Origin of the sequence: Rhizobium sp. NXC24, assembly GCF_002944315.1 — a bacterium.
In the GTDB taxonomy this organism is placed as follows: domain Bacteria; phylum Pseudomonadota; class Alphaproteobacteria; order Rhizobiales; family Rhizobiaceae; genus Rhizobium.
The window spans coordinates 1,593,092-1,611,620 of record NZ_CP024311.1 but is presented as its reverse complement, the minus strand read 5'-3'; the positions used below and the strand labels follow the sequence as shown (position 1 = coordinate 1,611,620).

Genomic DNA, 18,529 nt, shown 5'->3' with positions numbered 1-18,529 from the left:
TCACTATCAACTCGATCGAATCCGGTACGCCGTAGGGGCGAACATAGCCTCGAGCTCAATCATCAGCCAGATGATACGGACAACGCAGAAGGCCGTTTATTCCATCACGAACCAACACAAAAAGTTGGTTTCCGTTCAAAAGAAATAACGTCGTAAGACGGTAACAAACCGTGCTTCTCCCGCGTAGAGATCGTATCATCTCTACGATCGTAGAAAGGAATATCGTAATGCCTTCCTATCGCCCGCCGAAGATCGCCTCTTCCGAGATCACGCCGCGCTCGGTGTATCTCAAGCGCCGCGAATTCCTGACGGCAGCGGCCGCCGGTATCGGCATGGCGGCCATCGGCAGCAAGACCGCAATGGCCGAGGCGCTGACAGCGACCAAAAGCAACTATACGGTCGACGAGAAGCTGACGCCAATCAAGGATGTCACCACCTACAATAATTTCTACGAATTCGGTCTCGACAAGTCCGACCCGGCCAACCTCTCCAGCAAGTTCAAGCCACGGCCCTGGACCGTCAAGGTCGATGGCATGGTCGGCAAGCCCGGCACATTCGATATCGACGCGCTGATCAAGGAATTTCCGCCGGAAGAACGCGTCTACCGCATGCGCTGCGTCGAGGCCTGGTCGATGGTCATTCCCTGGGACGGCTTTCCTCTTTCCGCACTGCTCGACAAAGTCGAGCCGCTCGGCAGCGCCAAATTCGTCGCCTTCGAGACGGTTGTGCGGCCGGAAGAGATGCCGGGGCAGTCAGGCGTTTTCCAGTCCCTCAACTGGCCCTATGTCGAAGGCCTGCGGCTCGATGAAGCGCGTAATCCGCTGACGCTGCTCGCCGTAGGTCTCTATGGCGAGACACTGCCGAACCAGAACGGCGCTCCGATCCGTTTGGTCGTGCCATGGAAATACGGCTTCAAGGGCATCAAGTCGATTGTGCGCATCACGCTCACCGACAAGCAGCCGCTGAACACCTGGCAGGCGACCAACAGCCAGGAATATGGCTTCTATGCCAACGTCAATCCGGCGGTCGATCATCCGCGCTGGAGCCAGGCGACCGAACGCCGCATCGGCGAAGGCGGCTTCTTCGGCGCCAACCGCCACCCCACCCTGCCCTTCAACGGCTATGCCGATCAGGTCGCAAGCCTTTATGCCGGCATGGACTTGAGGGCGAATTTCTGATGGCTCTTTCCCTCGCCTTGCCCAAACGCTGGCAACCTGCTTCCGTCTGGGCGCTTTACGTCGTCGGCCTGATACCGGCCGCATGGGAATTCTATCTCGGCGCCACGGACCAGCTCGGCGCCGACGCGGTCAAGACTTTCGAGCTCTTCCTTGGACTCTGGGCAATCCGCTTCCTGCTCTTGACACTCGCCGTCACCCCGGCGCGCGATCTGTTCGGCTGGAACTACCTGCGCTACCGCCGGGCGCTCGGCCTGCTCTGTTTCTACTACGTGCTGATGCATCTGGCGGTCTACATGGTCCTCGACCAGGCGCTCGACGTGCAGGCTGTCATCAACGACGTGCTGAAGCGGCCTTTCATCATGTTCGGCATGGCCGGGCTGGTGATGCTGCTGGCACTGGCCGTGACCTCCAACAATTTTTCCATCAAGCGTTTGGGCAAGAAATGGATCTGGCTGCATCGGCTGGTCTATATCATCGCCGCCTGCGGCGCGCTGCATTTCGCGCTGTCGACCAAGGTGCTCTCGCTGGAGCAATATATCTATATCGGCCTGCTGATGGCGATGATCCTCTATCGGTCGTATCGCCCGATCATGATGGAGAAGCGCAGAGCGGCGCGGACACCGGCCGCGCTTTCCCGCTCCAAAGCAGCTTAAGATTGGAGTTGAAGCCGGATGGTGAGCGGCAGCCATCCGGGGCATCCATTCGTTATTCGATGGCCGACCCGAGGGCGACCTTGCTTTGCTGCTGCGAAACCTCCACCGTCGCCGTCAGGCCAGCGATCAGCTTCGTGCCGTCAGGCACCTTGTCGAGAGCGATGCGCACGGGTACGCGCTGTGCCAAGCGGACCCAACTAAAGGTCGGGGTAATATTGGCGAGCAAGCTGCCCGAGGTGCGTTCGCGATCCTCGATTCCATAGGCGATGCTGTCGACATGGCCTGTCAGCTTCTCGACCTGCCCCATCAGATGAATGGAAACTTCGTCGCCGACATGGATGCGCGGCAGCTTGGTTTCTTCGAAATAGCCTTCGACGCGCAGGGAATCGGTGTCGATCAACGCTACCTTGGCGGTGCCGGCAGAGACATAGTCACCTGGGCGCAGGGTGAGGTTCGAGATCGTACCATTGACAGTAGCGCGGACCTCGGAACGGTCGAGGTTTAACTGAGCGAGTTCGCGATTTGCGGTTGCCTGCCGGAGAGAGGCTTCGGCCTGCTGCTCGGTGGTCTGCGCCTGCTCCTTCTGCTGCAGGGAAGCGGCATCGCCGAGGCGTTCCTGGCGCTGGCTTTCGCGGCGGGCCTGATCGAGAGCCGCTTTGCTGCTGGCGAGCGCAGCATCCGCCTGCTCGAGAGCGATAGCGAAACGATCGCGATCGACACGGAAAAGGACATCGCCCTTCTTGACGGACTGGTTGTCCTTGACGAGCACATCGCTCACCAAGCCGGAAACATCGGGCGCAATACCGACGACATCAGCCCTCAGGCGCGCATCGCGCGTCCAGGGTTCGTCCATGTAATGGCCCCAGAGCTGGCGGCCGACATAGACGGCGGCAACGACGAAGATGAGAGTGACGGCCACACGGCCGATGAGTTTGAACGCGTTCATGTAAAATACCAACGAGAGACAGAGGAGACGGCGCCGAGCAGCAAGACGTAAAGCGCGAGATCGAAAAGACCGCGATGCCAGACCAGAGTGTAGGCTCCGATCCATGCGAGCAGGCGTCGAAGAATGATGACGGCAAACAGCGTCACGAGCATGAGAACGAGAAGGCGTGGGATGTAGACGCCATAGAGATCGAATTCTGCGGGCATGATATTACTCGGCGGCAATGGGAAGAGGTTGAGTTGTATCCGATAGGGGCGGCCGCCAGCTCGCCGGCGGCTCGGCATGGGGGAAAAGCGCCCTGCGAAGGCCGACGAGCGCATCGAGGCTCGCCCGGCCGGAATGCCGCTTTTCCTGCGCGACCGCTTCGAGACTATGGTCGATCGACACGCGCAATTCGTTGGAGGGATCCACCGCACGCTTGGCCTTTAGCCTCGAGCGATAGAAATCCGAAACGCCGATCAGGACTTCACTGACGGATGCGGCGGCAGCAGCGCTCAGTTGCCCACGCTCCTTCTGCAGCATCAGCACGTTGAAGCCGAGGCGGACATCGGCGTAACCGTCGACCTTCTTCAATTCGCGATCTTCGATGCCTGCAAGGCGCGGCACAAGTTGCCCGAGGCGATCCAGAATGCGGCCGGAAAGTCGCTCGTGATCCGCGCGGCGGATGCCAGCCGCGGTTTCGGCGAGATCGGTCCAGCCGGCTCTAACCAACCGCCAGGCGGCAAGTTCTGCGCCGAAGGGACGGGTGAGCAAGGTCCAGACCAGGGCAAAGCCGACACCCGCCAGAGCCGCGATCGCGCTGTTGGCGAAGCTGGCGAAATCGGCCGTATAGCGGTCCTGCAGCGCTATGAAGGTCGCGCCATTCACCGCCAGCAGCATGGCGAGCATGTTGGTTTGCGGGCGCGGGATCAACAGGCCCATCACCAGGAAAGGCGGCGCGAAGACCAGTACCAACATTTCGAAACCGGAGATCGACGGCAAGATGCCGAAGATATAGACGCAGGCGATGAGCAGGCTCATGGCGCACCAGATGAACATCGAGGTGATGAAGGGTGCAGGCCGATCAAGCGAGGCGAAAAACGAACAGGCGACGGCCGCCATGGTGACGAAGCCGGCGCCGTCTTGCCATCCGGAATAGATCCAGAAGAAGCAGGCGACGGCGATACCGACGACGACTGCACCGGCCGAGAAAGCAAGCAAGGCATAGTCATAGTGCCGGCTGCGCCCAACGACATTGCGGTGACGAAAGGCGGGCCGCCATGTGCCCACCTGCCGGCCGGACACGATCTGGTCGCGCAGCGTCAGGCAATCCTGCCAGAGATCGACGATTTCTTTGAGGCGATCGAGCGCACTCGACCGGACGAGATCGTCCCAACTGAGATTCAGATCATCCTGTTGCAAGTCGCCAATCTTTTTGAGCAAGCTATCGGCGGTATCGTCGGCCTTGCCGCGACCGCCCTGCCCTAGCCAATCGGCCACTTCATTGAGCACCGTGACCAGTTCCTGCGGCAGCGGCTTTCCACCGGCTTTCAGCGCATGCAGGCGATCGGCAAGAGACGAGAAGAGCGGCAACAGCATCAACAGACGGCCGCGCAGCTCGCGCGAATGCCTGACGATATCGCGGCTGCCTGCATCATAGCGCAACTGGCTGATGACGAGATCAAGGCCGGAGACGTCAGCGGCGAGCTTCTGCCGCTTCAGGGGCGTTGCGGGAGAAGCCCCTTCGCCGCGCAGAATCTCGTCCGCCCAGATGCCGGCATCATCCAACCAGGAGCTGATGCGCTGGCCAAGTGCCGGACCGACACTGCTCGGAAAGACGATAGCGCTGACAACGCTCGCGCAGACGATGCCAATGATGATCTCCTCGGAGCGGGCAAGCGCCACATCGAAGACGGTTTCGGGCGCGCCGACGGTCGGCAGCGCGATCAGCGGCAGCGAATAGCCGGCCAGCATGAAGACATAGCTGCGCGAGGTGCGATCGAGCATGGAGATGAACAGCAAGGTGCCGGTCCAGAGCGCGACGACGACGGACAGCAATTCCGGCGCATTGACGAAGAGCGGGACAAGGATCACCGACGCGGTGGCGCCGAGGAGCGTACCCAAGGCACGATAGAGCCCCTTGGAGCTGGTTGCCCCGGCAAGGGGATTGGCGACGACATAAACGGCGGCCATCGCCCAATAGGGGCGCGGCAAATCCAGCGACAGCGCTATGAACAGCGCCATGATTGCCGCAATGAAGGCTTTGACCGAAAACAGCCAGTCACGCCAGGAGGGAATGCTCATAAGACCTTCTCCCGTTCCTGCTCGGCGTCAGCCGCCTTCGGCGGCTCGAATTCCTCAAAAGCCTTCAGGACGCGAATGGCAGCTTCGATATCGGCCGGGTCCACATTGGCCAGAATGTTGCCGCGCAGCTCGTCGAGCGCATCTTCCATACGGGAAGCCAGCTTTTCGCCCTCCGGCGTCAGCCACAGACTTTTAGCACGCCGATCTGTCGGATCATCCTTGCGGATGACGAGATCCATGCTTTCGAGCTGATCGAGCAACCGGACGAGAGACGGGCCTTCGATGCCGACATAGGTGGCGAGAGCCACCTGCCGCACGCCTCCCCCCAGACGGCCGATCCAAAGCAGCGGCGCGGCCGCGGCCTCCGATATGCCATAGGAGCTCAGCGCAAGATCGACGACCCGGCGCCATTGGCGGCCGGTCGTCAGCAGATTGGCGGTGAATATGCGTTGCAGAGCGTTTAGCGATTTCATGAAATTCCATTAGCACTAAACTAATTAGAATTCAAATTATTATGATCCGAAGTGGTATTTGAAATGCGAAATGCAGCCATGCGAATAGCGAGGAGAGACTGTATTCCCGCTAGGTAGCGGGGCCGCCTCGTCGCTCGAATCACTTCCTATCGATCGACGCCGCCAAGATAAGTGCAGATCATCTTGATTAGTTCCTGCTTCAACTCCGGCGAATCCAATGTGCCCTTTCTGGCTCCATTATGGATCACGCCTTCGACGACGCCGGATAGAAGCTGTGCAAGGACATCGTTGGAAGGCCCGGCATCGGCACTTCGATGTGCTGCAACAAAAGCCCTGTAATGATTTTGATAATCTGCCAGGAAGGCATCATGGGCCGACCTCGACCCCTCAAGCCCCGGCACCTCATCCAGCAACACCCTATGAAGGTCGGGATTGACGCTATGCGCAGCGATCATCCCCTGGACAAGAGCTTCGACACTCTGCCGCAGCGGCAAATCGCTGGCGACCGCCTGGCGCAGGAAGGCCAGGACCTCGTCGAAATGGCGGCGCCTTATGGCTTCGACCAAAGAGAGCTTGTCCGGAAAATACTGATAGAGCGAACCGATGCTGATGCCGGCAACGGCCGCGACGGTATTCGTCGTGAACCCGACCCATCCGCGATCACCCAAAATGCGAGCACCCGACTCGATAATCGCATCGACCGTTGCCCGCGAACGCGCCTGGCTCGGCTCTTTGCGCATCGGTAAACGCGACTTTTGAATGCGAGTAGACACGCGCTCCCCACTCCATAAAATGTGAACATTCTACTCGCATTTTTCCGCCGACGAAAAGGGCAACGTCATTATGAGCGAATCGTCATTACTGCAGACTCTTTTCCGCTATCAGGCCTGGGCGAATGAGGAACTGCTCGATAGCATCGGCCACCTCGACCCTGCCGAGCATGGCAACGAACGCCATGTCTCTATGCGCTTGATGAATCATTCGCTGGTAGTCGCGCGGATAGCCGCAGCCGCCGAATAAGACGCTAGGATTCAAACCGAAGCTGGCCTCGACAGCGCGTAATCAAGCACCAGTGCCGCCGCGATACCGGCGGCATAGGCCAGGATATTCCAGAGCGAAAAGACTCGTCCCAGCAACAGGGCTCCGGCGGTGGTCAGCCGAAATGCATCCAGCGTCGGCGTGTGCCAAAGCCTGAAAAGCTCGACAAGGACAGCAACGATCAGCGCCGCTGCGGCGATCCTGAAACGCCCTGTCGCAACGAAAAGGGTAGCCAAAAGCCAGTAGACCATCGCTCCCCACAATAATGAGCCACCATATTTGACTGCGACGAAAGGCAGATGCATCGCATAACCATAGCGCCGGAGCGCGAGGCCGCTGGCTAATGTCAGCAACAAGGCTGAGCACAGCAGGATCCTTTTCCCTCTATATGGTGTCAAAGCTTTCAATGCGGCTCCATCCCGCGAAAACGGACATGAGTTTCAGGGCACGTTTGCCGCGGCAGCCGGGAAAAGCAATGCCCTTCGCCGATTTTCAACGGAAGAGATAGATCGCGCCAATACAAGGTTAAGCTGTAATTTTGCCATGCTCCTCGTGTCAGCAATCAGTCCGGCGATTCACCGGCGCCGCGGGGGAGCATTTGATGGCCAAAGTCGTTTCATGGGAAAATCGCACGCCGGACGGCGATAGCTGCCTTGATCCAAATCCGCGCCCTTCCGACCTGACAGGCCTTCATCGTTTTGCAATCGAATTCCTTTTCTTCGGGCTGAAAGAGGCCCGCGCCTGTCTCTTCGCGGGATTGTTCTTTCTGGCGGTCTTCACAGTTCCCCGCGCCGGGCTTCTTCATATTCCGCGCTACGATGTGTTGCTGATCATTGCGCTGGCCATCCAGATTTGGATGGTTTGGGCAAAGCTTGAAAGCTTTGATGAGCTAAAAGCCGTTTGTCTCTTTCATGTCGTTGGCTTTGCACTCGAAGTCTTCAAAACCTCCGGCAACATACAATCCTGGGCCTATCCGGATCATGCCTACACGAAGCTGCTTGGTGTTCCGTTGTTCTCGGGCTTCATGTACGCCGCGGTTGGCAGCTACATCATTCAGGCTTGGCGGCTTTTCGATCTTCGCATCAAACATCACCCGCCCTATTGGATGGCCGGTGCATCAGCCTTGGTGATCTACGCCAATTTCTTCACGCATCACTATATTGGTGACTATCGCTGGTATATTGCCGCTTGCCTCATGGGCCTTTATGCGCGCTCGACGGTGATATTCCGCCCTTATGATCGTGACCGGCGGATGCCGCTCTTACTGTCATTCGTCCTGATCGGCTTCTTCATTTGGCTGGCGGAAAATATCAGCACCTTTCTCGGCATATGGAAATATCCAAATCAGCTCGGTGCTTGGTCGATGGTACACATCGGCAAGTGGAGTTCATGGTGCCTTCTCGTCATCATGACCTTCACCATTGTCGCCAATCTGAAGCACATCAAACAGCACGTCCATATTCCGGAGTAAGGGCGCGCATCAAAGCTGGCATTTCAAAGTCGTAAACGACAAAAGGCCGGATGATCGCTCATCCGGCCTTTTAATCTTGTATGCGAAGCTGGCCTTAAGCGGCGGCAGCTTCTTCTTCAGCAGCAACGCGAGCCTTGTCGGCTGCGCCCTTGGCATTGATATCGCGATCAACGAATTCGACAACTGCGAGGGCGGCATTGTCGCCTTGGCGGAAGCCTGCCTTCATGATGCGCAGGTAGCCGCCGTTGCGGGTGGCGTAACGCGTTGCAATCGCATCGAAGAGCTTCGAGACGACAGCGGCGTCGCGGATCTGCGAGATGGCCTGACGACGAGCGTGCAGGTCGCCGCGCTTGCCGAGGGTAACCAGCTTCTCGACGATCGGACGAATTTCCTTCGCCTTCGGGAGCGTGGTGACGATCTGCTCATGGGTGATGAGCGAAGCCGCCATGTTGGCGAACATCGCCTTACGGTGGCTAGCGGTTCTATTCAGCTTGCGGCCGGCTTTACCGTGGCGCATGGCTATTCTCCTTCACTTGCAGGCATCGCTCGCCTGCAGTTTGTTGGTTAGTATTGGTCTTCGTAACGCTTAGCGAGATCTTCGATGTTCTCGGGCGGCCATGCCGGCACTTCCATGCCGAGGTGCAGGCCCATGGAAGCGAGAACTTCCTTGATTTCGTTCAGCGACTTGCGACCAAAATTCGGCGTGCGGAGCATTTCTGCTTCGGTCTTCTGAATGAGGTCGCCGATATAGACGATGTTGTCGTTCTTCAGGCAGTTTGCCGAGCGAACAGACAGTTCCAGTTCGTCCACCTTCTTGAGGAGCGCCGGGTTGAAAGCAAGTTCGGTGACTGCTTCTTCTTCGGCTTCCTTCTGCGGCTCGTCGAAGTTGACGAAGACGCCAAGCTGATCCTGGAGGATACGAGCCGCGAAAGCGACGGCATCTTCGCCGGTGATCGAGCCATCGGTTTCGATCGACATGCTCAGCTTGTCGTAGTCGAGAACCTGTCCTTCGCGGGTGTTTTCAACCTTGTAGGACACCTTCTTGACCGGCGAATAAAGGCTGTCGACCGGGATGAGGCCGATCGGAGCATCTTCCGCACGATTGCGCTCGGCCGGGACGTAGCCCTTGCCGTTGTTGACGGTGAATTCCATGCGGATTTCGGCGCCCTCGTCGAGCGTGCAGATGACATGCTCGGGATTGAGGATTTCGATGTCGCCGACCGTCTGGATGTCGCCAGCCGTTACTACGCCTGGGCCCTGCTTGCGGACGACCATGCGCTTGCTGTCATCGCCATCCATCTTGATGGCGATTTCCTTGATGTTCAGCACGATGTCCGTCACGTCTTCCCGAACACCCGGGATAGAGGAGAACTCATGCAGCACGCCGTCGATCTGCACGGCCGTCACAGCGGCGCCGCGCAGAGAGGACAGCAGAACGCGGCGCAGCGCGTTGCCGAGGGTGAGACCGAAGCCACGCTCCAGCGGTTCTGCCACGAGCGTAGCCTTGGTGCGGCCGCTCGAGGAAAACTCGACCTTGTTTGGCTTGATCAGTTCCTGCCAGTTTTTCTGAATCATGTTCTTGCCTTCCGTTCGTTGCCACCATCCAATCGTGACAACCGAGCTTGAGAAGCACCAAGCCGGACGCATATGCGCCGGCCGGTGTCGTGAGTGGCGATGATCAGACGCGGCGCTTCTTGCGCGGGCGGCAACCATTGTGCGGGATCGGGGTCACGTCGCGAATGGACGTGATCATGAAACCGGCAGCCTGGAGCGCGCGCAGAGCGGATTCACGGCCGGAGCCCGGGCCGCAAACTTCGACTTCCAGCGACTTCATGCCATGTTCCTGGGCCTTCTTGGCGCAGTCTTCAGCAGCGATCTGAGCAGCGAACGGGGTCGACTTGCGCGAACCCTTGAAGCCCTTGGCACCAGCGGACGACCAGGCAATCGCGTTGCCCTGTGCATCGGTGATGGTGATCATCGTGTTGTTGAAGGTCGAATTGACGTGCGCAACGCCCGACGTGATATTCTTGCGCTCGCGACGGCGAACGCGGACGGCTTCCTTGGCCATGGTAGTCCTTTCTTGGATCTCTTCACCGCCGTAATGCCAGCGGCTACACCGGAACGGCACCTACATGGTCCCGCTCCAAACTCAAAAGAGGCCGGCGCAGACCGCCAGCCTCCCAAATCCGGTTTCCCGGAAATTACTTCTTCTTACCAGCAATAGCCTTTGCCGGACCCTTGCGGGTGCGGGCATTGGTATGGGTGCGCTGGCCGCGAACCGGGAGGCCGCGACGATGACGCAGGCCGCGGTAGCTGCCAAGGTCCATCAGACGCTTGATGTTCATCGCGGTTTCGCGACGAAGGTCGCCTTCGACCTGATAGTCGCGGTCGATGGTTTCGCGGATCTGCAGAACTTCAGCATCCGTCAACTGGTTGACGCGACGCTCGGCCGGGATACCGACCTTCTCGCAGATTTCCTGTGCAAACTTAGGTCCGATCCCGTGAATGTAGCGAAGCGCAATTACAACGCGCTTTGCAGTCGGGATGTTGACGCCAGCGATACGAGCCACGCCTGTTCTCCTTGCATTCCCTCTGCCTGAGCAAAAGGTTTTGTTATGCAGCCCTGGAGCTGCTTGTTCAAACTTGGGTCCGTAACACGTCAAAACGACCGTACCCGGACCTCCCTACGGAAATCCGCGCCGATCGCATGGCATGTCGCGAGTTGGCGCGGTGTTTAGCGGAATCAGCGCAAAAAAGCAACCGCCCCGGCAAGTTTATTTTAGGCCATCCAAAGCTTGGACAGGATGGCATCGATATCGGTGGTCACATGCTCGATATCGGCCATTCCGTCGACCGACTGAAGCTTGCCCTTGGCGTAGTAGTAACCGATGAGCGGCGAGGTTTCCTTGTAGTAGACCTGCAGGCGCTCGACCACCGTTTCCCTGTTGTCGTCGGCACGGCGCTTGAAGTGCGTGGAACCGCAACGGTCACATACGCCTTCCACCTTCGGCTTCAGGTTTTCGTCGTGATAGCCGGCGCCGCAGTTGGCGCAGGTATAACGGCCCGAAATACGATCGGCGAGCACGGCGTCATCAACCTTGATCTCGATCACGACGGACAAGTTGAGGCCTTTCGCCTTCAACATTTCCTCGGTCGCGTCGGCCTGAATGAGCGTGCGCGGATAACCGTCAAGAATGAAGCCCTTGGCGCAATCCGGTTGATCGATGCGCTCGGACACGATGGCATTGACGATTTCGTCTGAAACAAGCTTGCCGGCATCCATGACGGCCTTGGCGCGCTTGCCCACTTCAGTCCCGGCCGCCACCGCAGCCCTCAGCATATCGCCCGTGGAAAGCTGCGGAATGCCGTACTTTTCCACGATACGCTGGGCCTGGGTCCCCTTACCTGCGCCCGGCGGCCCCAAAAGTATTAATCTCATCGCCCCCTCTTTCCTCCACGCAGCTTCGATTTCTTGATCAGGCCTTCATATTGCTGTGCAATCAGGTGACCCTGAATCTGCGCCACCGTATCCAGCGTTACGCTAACCACGATCAGAAGCGAAGTGCCACCCAGAGACAGCGGAATACCGGTCTGGGACACGAGAATTTCGGGCAGAATGCAGACGAAGACAAGATAGATCGCGCCAATCACCGTGATTCGGGTCAGCACATAATCGATATATTCGGCAGTGCGCTCACCCGGGCGGATGCCCGGAATGAAGCCGCCATGCTTCTTCAGATTGTCGGCCGTATCTTTCGGATTGAAGACCAGCGCCGTGTAGAAGAAAGCGAAGAAGGCGATCAAGGCACCGTAGAGCACCATGTAGATCGGCTGACCATGGCCAAGGGCCGCGACGATGGAGGTAACCCAGGTCGGCAGGGCCGTGTTGTTGCCGAGACCGGCGACGGTCGCAGGCAGCAGCAGCAGCGAAGATGCGAAGATCGCCGGAATAACGCCTGATGTGTTGAGCTTCAGCGGCAGGTGCGAGGTATCGCCCTGGAACATGCGGGTGCCAACCTGGCGCTTCGGATACTGGATCAAGAGGCGGCGCTGGGCGCGCTCAACGAAGACGATAAGCCCGATGACCAGGACAGCAACGACAAGCACAGCCAGAATGAGGCCGGTCGACAGAGCGCCCGTGCGGCCGAGTTCCAGCGTACCGGCAAGCGCGGTCGGCAGACCGGCTGCGATGCCTGCGAAGATGATCAGCGAAATACCGTTGCCGATGCCGCGCGAGGTAACCTGTTCACCAAGCCACATCAGGAACATCGTGCCGCCGAGCAGCGTGACGACCGTCGAAAGGCGGAAAAACCAGCCTGGGTCGAGAACCACGCCATTACCGTGCTCAAGGCCGATCGCAATGCCATAGGCCTGCAAGGCGCCGAGCAACACCGTGCCGTAACGGGTGTACTGGTTGATGATCTTGCGCCCCTGCTCGCCTTCCTTCTTCAGGTTTTCGAGCGCCGGCACGACCGAGGTCATGAGCTGCACGATGATCGAAGCGGAAATATAGGGCATGATGCCGAGCGCGAAAATCGCCATGCGCTGCACGGCGCCGCCGGAAAACATATTGAAAAGGCCGAGGATGCCGCCGGACTGATTCTGAAAGGCCTGGGCATAGGCCGCCGGATTGAGGCCCGGAAGCGGGATGTGGGTACCCAGACGGTAGACGAGGAGAGCGCCGAGCGTGAACCACAGTCGCTTCTTGAGATCCTCGGCTTTGGCAAAGGTCGAAAAATTGAGATTGGATGCCAATTGTTCCGCTGCAGAAGCCATGCAAATCTCCGCATTACCAATTCCGGCATAATCGGCCGGGTCCGGAATCAGTCTTTAATTGTTCAAAAGCCGGGTTTTGGACGGATTGCACTGCAATCGGATGCCTCACCCTTGATTCCCGTTATTCCCTGAAAAGACACTGCTGCATCGCTCAGGTTCGTGAGGCTCACATATGGGAGCAAAATCGCCCGGTGTGAAGCACCCCGGGCGATTTATTGATAAGATTATTCTGCGACAGAAGCGAGCAGCTTGATGGAACCGCCAGCCTTTTCGATCTTTTCGACCGCCGGCTTGGAGGCGCCTGCAACTTCCAGCGAAAGCTTCGCCTTCAGTTCGCCGTCCGAGAGAACACGAACGCCGTCCTTGACGCGGCGAATCACGCCCGCAGCCTTCAGGGCTGCTGCGTCGACGGTTGCCTTGGCATCGAGCTTGCCGGCATCGACGGCAGCCTGGATGCGAGCCAGCGACACAACGACGTAGTCGGCAGCGAAGATGTTGGTGAAGCCGCGCTTCGGCAGGCGACGGTAGATGGGCATCTGACCGCCTTCGAAGCCGTTGATGGCAACGCCCGAACGGGACTTCTGACCCTTCACACCACGGCCGCCGGTCTTGCCGGAGCCGGAGCCGATGCCGCGGCCGAGGCGCTTGCGGCTATGGGTCGAGCCTTCGTTATCCTTGATCTCATTCAGTTTCATAGCGAATACCTCCGGCTCACTTCTCGTCGACAACGCGAACGAGATGCTGGACAGCACGGATCATGCCACGAACAGCCGGAGTGTCTTCCAGCGTGCGGCGACGGTGCATCTTGTTCAGTCCGAGACCGATCAGCGTCTTCTGCTGAACATCCGGACGGCGGATCGGGCTGCCAATCTGCTCGACCGTAACGGTCGCCTTGGCTTCAGCCTTCTTGGTCGTCTTGGCCATAGGTCAAACTCCCTTATTCTTCGGAGGCGTTGCCCGAGGACGCGCGGCGAGCCTGCAGAGTGGCATACTTGATGCCGCGCTGAGCTGCGATGTCCTTCGGGTGAACCTGGTGCTTCAGGGCGTCGAACGTGGCGCGAACCATGTTGTACGGGTTCGACGAACCGGTCGACTTGGCAACGACGTCGTGAACGCCGAGCGTTTCGAAAACGGCGCGCATCGGGCCGCCGGCGATGATACCGGTACCGACCTTGGCCGAGCGCAGCAGAACCTTGCCGGCGCCATGGCGGCCATGAACGTCGTGATGCAGCGTACGGCCGTCACGCAGCGGTACGAAGATCATGTCGCGCTTGGCGCTTTCGGTTGCCTTGCGGATCGCTTCCGGCACTTCGCGTGCCTTGCCATGACCAAAGCCTACGCGGCCCTTCTGGTCACCGACGACGACGAGAGCGGCGAAACCGAAACGGCGGCCACCCTTTACAACCTTGGCGACGCGGTTGATCGCGACCAGCTTGTCGACGAATTCGCTATCGCGCTCTTCACGGCTCTGGCGGTCTTCCCGCGGAGCCCTCTTTTCCTGTGCCATTGTCCTCTTCCTTTTTCTTTTCCGGGTGCAATCGGCAAACAAAACGAAGACCGCATCGACCTCCCGAAGGAGATCAGCGGTCCGGTGATATCCGGCCGGCGCTCGAAAGCTGCCGGCCGGAAACTTGATCAGAAGGTCAGGCCGCCTTCGCGGGCTGCATCGGCCAGGGCCTTAATGCGGCCGTGGTAGATGAAGGCGCCGCGGTCGAACACGACTTCCTTAACGCCGGCCTTGGAGGCACGCTCGGCGACGAGCTTACCTACAAGAGCAGCGGCTGCGGTGTCGGCACCGGTCTTCAGAGAACCGCGAAGATCCTTGTCGAGGGTGGAGGCAGACGCAAGCGTCTTACCAGCCACATCATCGATGATCTGGGCGTAGATGTTCTTCGACGAGCGATGAACCGACAGGCGCGGACGGCCATTGGCCACCGACTTGAGTTGACGGCGCACGCGGTTGGCACGACGTGCAAGTGCTTCTTTCCTGCTAGCCATTTCGCGTGATCCTTACTTCTTCTTGCCTTCTTTGCGGACGATCCGCTCGTCGGCATACTTGACGCCCTTGCCCTTGTAGGGCTCAGGACCGCGATATTCGCGGATTTCAGCGGCAACCTGGCCGACCTGTTGCTTGTTGATGCCGGAGACGACGATTTCCGTCGGCTTCGGCACAGCAATCGTGATGCCGACCGGCGGCTCATAAACCACGTCGTGGCTGAAGCCGAGCGCGAGCTGCAGGTTCTTGCCCTGCATGGAGGCACGGTAGCCGACGCCGTTGATTTCGAGCTTGCGCTCGTAGCCGTCCTTAACACCCTTCAGGATGTTCTCGATCATCGTGCGGGACATGCCCCACTTTGCGCGAGCATCCTTGGAGTCGTTGAGCGGCGTCACGACAATTGCATTATCTTCCAGCTTGAGACCGATTTCGTCGTTAGCGACGAAAACCAGTTCGCCCTTGGGGCCCTTAGCAGTCACCTTCTGGCCATCAACCGAGGCCGTGATTCCTGCAGGCACCTGAACGGGCTTCTTACCGATACGAGACATTTTTTCAAACCTGTCTGTTTCGAGGGAGATCTCTGTTCGATCTTAGAAGACCGAGCAGAGAACCTCGCCACCAACATTCTGTTCGCGAGCCTGGTGATCGGCCATCACACCCTTCGGAGTCGAAAGGATGGTGATGCCGAGGCCGTTCGCGACCTGCGGAATGGACTTGACCGAGACATAAACTCGGCGGCCCGGCTTGGACACACGGCCGATCTCACGGATCACCGAAGAGCCTTCATAGTACTTGAGCTCGATGTTGAGCTCAGACTTGCCGTTGCCGAAATCGACGACGGAGTAGCCACGGATGTAGCCTTCAGCCTGCAGAACATCGAGAACACGCGCACGAAGCTTGGACGCAGGCGTCGAAACCGACGACTTGCGGCGGGAAGCGCCGTTGCGGATGCGGGTGAGCATATCACCCAAAGGATCAGTCATAGTCATCTAATCTGCTCCTTACCAGCTCGACTTGACAATACCCGGCACCTTGCCGAGATTGCCGAGTTCACGCAGCGCGATACGCGACATGCGCAGTTTGCGGTAATAGGCGCGCGGGCGACCAGATACTTCGCAACGGTTGCGAATGCGGGTCTTCGATCCATCGCGCGGGAGCGATGCCAGCTTCAGAGTGGCCTTGAACCGGTCTTCGATCGGAAGAGACTGGTTCATGATGATTGCCTTCAGGGCAGCCCGCTTCGCGGACTGGTTGGCAACCGTATTGCGGCGGCGCTTGTTCTTTTCGACTGCGCTTGTCTTCGCCATATCAGGGTTCCTTTTCTACGCTCGTCGTTACGGTTATTGACGGAACGGGAAGTTGAACTCTTTCAGAAGAGCCCGTGCTTCGTCGTCGGTCGTCGCCGTCGTGCAAACGATGATGTCCATGCCCCACATCTGATCAACCTTGTCGTAGTTGATCTCAGGGAACACAATGTGCTCCTTGATGCCCATGGCGAAGTTGCCACGACCGTCAAAGCTCTTCGGGTTCAGGCCGCGGAAGTCGCGAACGCGCGGGAGCGCGATGTTGACCAGACGATCCAGGAACTCATACATGCGGGCGCCGCGCAGCGTCACCTTGGCGCCGATCGGCATGTTTTCGCGGACCTTGAAGCCAGCGATGGAGTTGCGCGCGCGGGTGATGACCGGCTTCTGGCCGGCGATCGCTGCGAGGTCGGCAGCAGCAACGGTCGGCTTCTTCGAATCAGCCGTTGCTTCGCCAACGCCCATGTTGATCACGATCTTGTCCAGCTTCGGGATCTGCATTTCGTTGGCGTAGGAGAACTTCTCCTGCATCGCTGCGCGAATGCGGGCGACATATTCCTTCTTGAGCCGCGGCTCGTACTTTGCCTCAGCCATCGATCACTTCTCCCGAGGTCTTGGCCACACGGACCTTCTTGCCATCTACAACCTTGAAACCGACGCGGGTCGGCTTGCCGTCCTTGTCGACGATCGCAATGTTGGACAGGTGAAGCGGGGCTTCCTTGCTGATGATGCCGGCTTCCTGGGTCTGCGTCTGGCGCTGGTGGCGCTTGATGACGTTGACGCCACGGACGACCGCGCGGTCTTCCTTCGGCAGCACTTGAATGACTTCGCCGGTACGGCCCTTGTCCTTGCCGGCCAATACGACAACCTTGTCGCCTTTACGGATCTTTTGCATCGCTCCGCTCCTTACAGTACTTCTGGAGCCAGCGAGATGATCTTCATGTGGTTCTTGGCGCGAAGTTCGCGCGGAACCGGTCCGAAGATACGGGTGCCGATCGGCTCTTTCTTGTTGTCGATGAGGACTGCTGCGTTGGTATCGAAGCGGATGACGCTGCCATCCGGACGACGGATGTCCTTGGCGGTGCGAACGACAACCGCCTTCATCACGTCACCCTTCTTCACGCGGCCGCGCGGAATGGCTTCCTTGATCGAAACGACGATGACGTCGCCGATCGAGGCATACTTGCGCTTCGAGCCGCCCAGCACCTTGATGCACATGACACGACGTGCGCCGGAATTATCCGCCACGTCGAGGTTTGTTTGCATCTGAATCATGTCAGGTCGCCTTCTTGTTGTTACCGGAATGGTTGGGCTAAACAGCCCCCTACCCCGGCTTATGGACTAGTGTCTTGTCTGATTTCTCCGGCAGTCAGGACCACCTGGGTCACCTTCGCCGGCCATCAATAAAGCAAAAGAACGCCCGTTCTCGAGCGTCCTGCTTCCAAGCTCGTGCTTCATACAGATATTTCGCCCAAGCGCAAGGGCCTGAGCGAAATTCTGTTACTTGGCCTGGGCGGAAACGACCGTCCAGGTCTTGTCCTTGGAGATCGGCGCGCATTCCTCGATGGAAACGACGTCGCCGACCTTGTACTGATTGTTTTCGTCGTGAGCCTTGTACTTCTTGGAACGACGAACGGTCTTCTGAAGCAGCGGGTGAGCGAAACGACGCTCCACGCGGACAACTACCGTCTTCTCGTTCTTGTCGCTGACCACGACGCCCTGCAGAATGCGCTTCGGCATGTTATTCTTCCTTTAGGCCTTTGCTTCTGCCGCCTTCTGGCGGGCAATGGTTTTCACGCGGGCGATGTCCTTGCGGACTTCGTTGATGCGCGAGGACTTCTCAAGCTGGCCGGTCGCCTTCTGAAAGCGCAGGTTGAACTGCTCCTTCTTCAGCTTGGCAAGCTCGTCCTTGAGTTGGTCGGCGCTCAGGGCGCGAACATCTGCGGCTTTCATGAGCTTCTTCCTTACTCTGCAATGCGCTGCACGAAGCGCGTCTTGACCGAGAGCTTGGCGGCGCCGAGGCGCAGAGCCTCACGAGCGATTTCCTCGCTCACACCATCGATCTCGAACATCATACGGCCGGGCTTGACCTTGCATGCCCAGTATTCGACAGAGCCTTTACCTTTACCCATGCGGACTTCGGTCGGCTTTGCGGTTACCGGAACATCCGGGAACACGCGGATCCATACACGGCCGGCACGCTTCATATAACGCGTGATCGCGCGGCGAGCCGCTTCGATCTCACGAGCGTTGACGCGGTTGGGCTCCTGCGACTTCAGACCGAATTCGCCGAATGCGAGGTCAGAACCACCCTTGGCAACGCCCTTGATGCGGCCCTTAAATTGCTTGCGGTACTTCGTACGCTTTGGCTGCAACATTTTCTTATTCTCCGAACTTATCTGCCACGAACG

At 58.8% G+C, this 18,529-nt stretch carries 29 protein-coding genes; 4 read left to right on the top strand and 25 right to left on the bottom strand.

Translation table 11 applies throughout. From position 1 onward, the window contains the following. Positions 1–227 precede the first annotated feature (227 nt). Positions 228–1,178 carry a protein-methionine-sulfoxide reductase catalytic subunit MsrP gene (gene msrP, locus NXC24_RS08035; RefSeq protein WP_104822801.1) on the top strand — a complete coding sequence of 317 codons (951 nt, stop codon included), beginning with the start codon at positions 228–230 and terminating at the stop codon, positions 1,176–1,178. Next, positions 1,175–1,831, top strand: coding sequence for a protein-methionine-sulfoxide reductase heme-binding subunit MsrQ (gene msrQ, locus NXC24_RS08030; protein WP_104825067.1), 657 nt, complete (start codon positions 1,175–1,177; stop codon positions 1,829–1,831). The genes msrP and msrQ overlap by 4 nt, the downstream gene beginning before the upstream one ends. A gap of 52 nt (positions 1,832–1,883) precedes the next feature. Here the strand turns inward: msrQ and NXC24_RS08025 are convergent, their stop codons facing one another. The 5 genes from NXC24_RS08025 to NXC24_RS08005 form a co-directional block, all read right to left on the bottom strand. Then, positions 1,884–2,777, bottom strand: coding sequence for an HlyD family secretion protein (locus NXC24_RS08025; RefSeq protein ID WP_104822800.1), 894 nt, complete (start codon positions 2,775–2,777; stop codon positions 1,884–1,886). Beyond that, a complete protein-coding gene (locus NXC24_RS08020) occupies positions 2,774–2,983 on the bottom strand; it encodes a DUF1656 domain-containing protein (protein WP_092844950.1) in 210 nt (69 codons plus the stop codon). The genes NXC24_RS08025 and NXC24_RS08020 overlap by 4 nt, the downstream gene beginning before the upstream one ends. A gap of 4 nt (positions 2,984–2,987) precedes the next feature. Further along, positions 2,988–5,060, bottom strand: a complete 2,073-nt coding sequence (locus tag NXC24_RS08015; RefSeq protein WP_104822799.1) for an FUSC family protein — start codon at positions 5,058–5,060, stop codon at positions 2,988–2,990. Continuing rightward, complete coding sequence (locus NXC24_RS08010) at positions 5,057–5,533, bottom strand: MarR family transcriptional regulator (protein WP_104822798.1); 477 nt, start codon at positions 5,531–5,533, stop codon at positions 5,057–5,059. The genes NXC24_RS08015 and NXC24_RS08010 overlap by 4 nt, the downstream gene beginning before the upstream one ends. A gap of 146 nt (positions 5,534–5,679) precedes the next feature. Beyond that, positions 5,680–6,306 (bottom strand): TetR/AcrR family transcriptional regulator, encoded by a 627-nt coding sequence (locus NXC24_RS08005; protein ID WP_245463946.1) that lies wholly within the window; start codon positions 6,304–6,306, stop codon positions 5,680–5,682. Between the two features lie 70 nt (positions 6,307–6,376). Here NXC24_RS08005 and NXC24_RS35050 point away from each other — a divergent pair, with 70 nt between their 5' ends. After that, complete coding sequence (locus tag NXC24_RS35050) at positions 6,377–6,553, top strand: hypothetical protein (protein WP_158704434.1); 177 nt, start codon at positions 6,377–6,379, stop codon at positions 6,551–6,553. An 11-nt stretch (positions 6,554–6,564) separates the two neighbouring features. On the opposite strand, the gene NXC24_RS08000 is transcribed toward NXC24_RS35050, so the two are convergent. Next, on the bottom strand, positions 6,565–6,978 hold the full coding sequence (locus NXC24_RS08000) for a DUF2809 domain-containing protein (RefSeq protein WP_245463945.1): 414 nt from the start codon (positions 6,976–6,978) through the stop codon (positions 6,565–6,567). A 194-nt stretch (positions 6,979–7,172) separates the two neighbouring features. On the opposite strand from NXC24_RS08000, the gene NXC24_RS07995 reads away from it, so the two are divergent. Next, the gene (locus NXC24_RS07995; protein WP_104822796.1) at positions 7,173–8,042 is read left to right on the top strand and encodes a DUF817 domain-containing protein; all 870 of its coding nucleotides are present in this window, start codon (positions 7,173–7,175) and stop codon (positions 8,040–8,042) included. Between the two features lie 94 nt (positions 8,043–8,136). Here NXC24_RS07995 and rplQ read toward each other — a convergent pair whose 3' ends face one another. The 19 genes from rplQ to rplP form a co-directional block, all read right to left on the bottom strand. Continuing rightward, positions 8,137–8,559: a 50S ribosomal protein L17 gene (gene rplQ, locus NXC24_RS07990; RefSeq protein ID WP_104822795.1), complete on the bottom strand. Its 423-nt coding sequence runs from the start codon at positions 8,557–8,559 to the stop codon at positions 8,137–8,139. 47 nt (positions 8,560–8,606) lie between these two features. Then, entirely contained in the window at positions 8,607–9,617 is a 1,011-nt protein-coding gene (locus NXC24_RS07985) for a DNA-directed RNA polymerase subunit alpha (protein WP_028753958.1), read from the bottom strand. Positions 9,618–9,720: 103 nt separating this feature from the next. Further along, positions 9,721–10,110 (bottom strand): 30S ribosomal protein S11, encoded by a 390-nt coding sequence (gene rpsK / locus NXC24_RS07980; RefSeq protein ID WP_004118426.1) that lies wholly within the window; start codon positions 10,108–10,110, stop codon positions 9,721–9,723. A gap of 133 nt (positions 10,111–10,243) precedes the next feature. Next, complete coding sequence (gene rpsM / locus NXC24_RS07975) at positions 10,244–10,612, bottom strand: 30S ribosomal protein S13 (RefSeq protein WP_004118424.1); 369 nt, start codon at positions 10,610–10,612, stop codon at positions 10,244–10,246. 209 nt (positions 10,613–10,821) lie between these two features. Continuing rightward, entirely contained in the window at positions 10,822–11,481 is a 660-nt protein-coding gene (locus NXC24_RS07970) for an adenylate kinase (protein ID WP_104822794.1), read from the bottom strand. Beyond that, positions 11,478–12,818, bottom strand: a complete 1,341-nt coding sequence (gene secY / locus NXC24_RS07965; RefSeq protein WP_104822793.1) for a preprotein translocase subunit SecY — start codon at positions 12,816–12,818, stop codon at positions 11,478–11,480. The genes NXC24_RS07970 and secY overlap by 4 nt, the downstream gene beginning before the upstream one ends. A gap of 224 nt (positions 12,819–13,042) precedes the next feature. Next, positions 13,043–13,513: a 50S ribosomal protein L15 gene (gene rplO, locus NXC24_RS07960; RefSeq protein WP_104822792.1), complete on the bottom strand. Its 471-nt coding sequence runs from the start codon at positions 13,511–13,513 to the stop codon at positions 13,043–13,045. Between the two features lie 16 nt (positions 13,514–13,529). Beyond that, a complete protein-coding gene (rpmD, locus tag NXC24_RS07955) occupies positions 13,530–13,742 on the bottom strand; it encodes a 50S ribosomal protein L30 (protein ID WP_007690786.1) in 213 nt (70 codons plus the stop codon). Positions 13,743–13,755: 13 nt separating this feature from the next. Beyond that, entirely contained in the window at positions 13,756–14,325 is a 570-nt protein-coding gene (rpsE, locus tag NXC24_RS07950; RefSeq protein WP_104822791.1) for a 30S ribosomal protein S5, read from the bottom strand. 128 nt (positions 14,326–14,453) lie between these two features. Then, positions 14,454–14,816, bottom strand: a complete 363-nt coding sequence (gene rplR, locus NXC24_RS07945) for a 50S ribosomal protein L18 (protein WP_104822790.1) — start codon at positions 14,814–14,816, stop codon at positions 14,454–14,456. A 12-nt stretch (positions 14,817–14,828) separates the two neighbouring features. Beyond that, positions 14,829–15,362 (bottom strand): 50S ribosomal protein L6, encoded by a 534-nt coding sequence (rplF, locus tag NXC24_RS07940; protein ID WP_104822789.1) that lies wholly within the window; start codon positions 15,360–15,362, stop codon positions 14,829–14,831. A gap of 42 nt (positions 15,363–15,404) precedes the next feature. Further along, positions 15,405–15,803: a 30S ribosomal protein S8 gene (rpsH, locus tag NXC24_RS07935; RefSeq protein WP_104822788.1), complete on the bottom strand. Its 399-nt coding sequence runs from the start codon at positions 15,801–15,803 to the stop codon at positions 15,405–15,407. A gap of 12 nt (positions 15,804–15,815) precedes the next feature. Continuing rightward, positions 15,816–16,121 carry a 30S ribosomal protein S14 gene (gene rpsN / locus NXC24_RS07930; RefSeq protein ID WP_028753966.1) on the bottom strand — a complete coding sequence of 102 codons (306 nt, stop codon included), beginning with the start codon at positions 16,119–16,121 and terminating at the stop codon, positions 15,816–15,818. Positions 16,122–16,154: 33 nt separating this feature from the next. Continuing rightward, a complete protein-coding gene (gene rplE / locus NXC24_RS07925; protein WP_004118404.1) occupies positions 16,155–16,712 on the bottom strand; it encodes a 50S ribosomal protein L5 in 558 nt (185 codons plus the stop codon). Beyond that, positions 16,705–17,013: a 50S ribosomal protein L24 gene (gene rplX, locus NXC24_RS07920; protein WP_104822787.1), complete on the bottom strand. Its 309-nt coding sequence runs from the start codon at positions 17,011–17,013 to the stop codon at positions 16,705–16,707. The genes rplE and rplX overlap by 8 nt, the downstream gene beginning before the upstream one ends. Positions 17,014–17,024: 11 nt before the next feature. Then, positions 17,025–17,393, bottom strand: coding sequence for a 50S ribosomal protein L14 (rplN, locus tag NXC24_RS07915; RefSeq protein WP_003573790.1), 369 nt, complete (start codon positions 17,391–17,393; stop codon positions 17,025–17,027). A gap of 225 nt (positions 17,394–17,618) precedes the next feature. Continuing rightward, positions 17,619–17,858: a 30S ribosomal protein S17 gene (rpsQ, locus tag NXC24_RS07910; RefSeq protein ID WP_028753969.1), complete on the bottom strand. Its 240-nt coding sequence runs from the start codon at positions 17,856–17,858 to the stop codon at positions 17,619–17,621. 12 nt (positions 17,859–17,870) lie between these two features. Then, positions 17,871–18,071: a 50S ribosomal protein L29 gene (rpmC, locus tag NXC24_RS07905; protein WP_007690763.1), complete on the bottom strand. Its 201-nt coding sequence runs from the start codon at positions 18,069–18,071 to the stop codon at positions 17,871–17,873. A gap of 11 nt (positions 18,072–18,082) precedes the next feature. Next, complete coding sequence (gene rplP, locus NXC24_RS07900; protein WP_004118395.1) at positions 18,083–18,496, bottom strand: 50S ribosomal protein L16; 414 nt, start codon at positions 18,494–18,496, stop codon at positions 18,083–18,085. Between the last annotated feature and the right edge of the window lie 33 nt (positions 18,497–18,529).

Excerpts from the sequence above, each read along its gene's own strand:
- msrP (WP_104822801.1), top strand. The coding sequence starts at position 228 with ATGCCTTCCTATCGCCCGCCGAAGATCGCCTCTTCCGAGATCACGCCG.
- NXC24_RS08025 (WP_104822800.1), bottom strand. The coding sequence starts at position 2,777 with ATGAACGCGTTCAAACTCATCGGCCGTGTGGCCGTCACTCTCATCTTC.
- NXC24_RS08020 (WP_092844950.1), bottom strand. The coding sequence starts at position 2,983 with ATGCCCGCAGAATTCGATCTCTATGGCGTCTACATCCCACGCCTTCTC.
- NXC24_RS08015 (WP_104822799.1), bottom strand. The coding sequence starts at position 5,060 with ATGAGCATTCCCTCCTGGCGTGACTGGCTGTTTTCGGTCAAAGCCTTC.
- NXC24_RS08010 (WP_104822798.1), bottom strand. The coding sequence starts at position 5,533 with ATGAAATCGCTAAACGCTCTGCAACGCATATTCACCGCCAATCTGCTG.
- NXC24_RS35050 (WP_158704434.1), top strand. The coding sequence starts at position 6,377 with ATGAGCGAATCGTCATTACTGCAGACTCTTTTCCGCTATCAGGCCTGG.
- NXC24_RS07995 (WP_104822796.1), top strand. The coding sequence starts at position 7,173 with ATGGCCAAAGTCGTTTCATGGGAAAATCGCACGCCGGACGGCGATAGC.
- rplQ (WP_104822795.1), bottom strand. The coding sequence starts at position 8,559 with ATGCGCCACGGTAAAGCCGGCCGCAAGCTGAATAGAACCGCTAGCCAC.
- NXC24_RS07985 (WP_028753958.1), bottom strand. The coding sequence starts at position 9,617 with ATGATTCAGAAAAACTGGCAGGAACTGATCAAGCCAAACAAGGTCGAG.
- rpsK (WP_004118426.1), bottom strand. The coding sequence starts at position 10,110 with ATGGCCAAGGAAGCCGTCCGCGTTCGCCGTCGCGAGCGCAAGAATATC.
- NXC24_RS07970 (WP_104822794.1), bottom strand. The coding sequence starts at position 11,481 with ATGAGATTAATACTTTTGGGGCCGCCGGGCGCAGGTAAGGGGACCCAG.
- secY (WP_104822793.1), bottom strand. The coding sequence starts at position 12,818 with ATGGCTTCTGCAGCGGAACAATTGGCATCCAATCTCAATTTTTCGACC.
- rplO (WP_104822792.1), bottom strand. The coding sequence starts at position 13,513 with ATGAAACTGAATGAGATCAAGGATAACGAAGGCTCGACCCATAGCCGC.
- rpmD (WP_007690786.1), bottom strand. The coding sequence starts at position 13,742 with ATGGCCAAGACGACCAAGAAGGCTGAAGCCAAGGCGACCGTTACGGTC.
- rpsE (WP_104822791.1), bottom strand. The coding sequence starts at position 14,325 with ATGGCACAGGAAAAGAGGGCTCCGCGGGAAGACCGCCAGAGCCGTGAA.
- rplR (WP_104822790.1), bottom strand. The coding sequence starts at position 14,816 with ATGGCTAGCAGGAAAGAAGCACTTGCACGTCGTGCCAACCGCGTGCGC.
- rplF (WP_104822789.1), bottom strand. The coding sequence starts at position 15,362 with ATGTCTCGTATCGGTAAGAAGCCCGTTCAGGTGCCTGCAGGAATCACG.
- rpsH (WP_104822788.1), bottom strand. The coding sequence starts at position 15,803 with ATGACTATGACTGATCCTTTGGGTGATATGCTCACCCGCATCCGCAAC.
- rpsN (WP_028753966.1), bottom strand. The coding sequence starts at position 16,121 with ATGGCGAAGACAAGCGCAGTCGAAAAGAACAAGCGCCGCCGCAATACG.
- rplE (WP_004118404.1), bottom strand. The coding sequence starts at position 16,712 with ATGGCTGAGGCAAAGTACGAGCCGCGGCTCAAGAAGGAATATGTCGCC.
- rplX (WP_104822787.1), bottom strand. The coding sequence starts at position 17,013 with ATGCAAAAGATCCGTAAAGGCGACAAGGTTGTCGTATTGGCCGGCAAG.
- rplN (WP_003573790.1), bottom strand. The coding sequence starts at position 17,393 with ATGATTCAGATGCAAACAAACCTCGACGTGGCGGATAATTCCGGCGCA.
- rpsQ (WP_028753969.1), bottom strand. The coding sequence starts at position 17,858 with ATGCCGAAGCGCATTCTGCAGGGCGTCGTGGTCAGCGACAAGAACGAG.
- rpmC (WP_007690763.1), bottom strand. The coding sequence starts at position 18,071 with ATGAAAGCCGCAGATGTTCGCGCCCTGAGCGCCGACCAACTCAAGGAC.
- rplP (WP_004118395.1), bottom strand. The coding sequence starts at position 18,496 with ATGTTGCAGCCAAAGCGTACGAAGTACCGCAAGCAATTTAAGGGCCGC.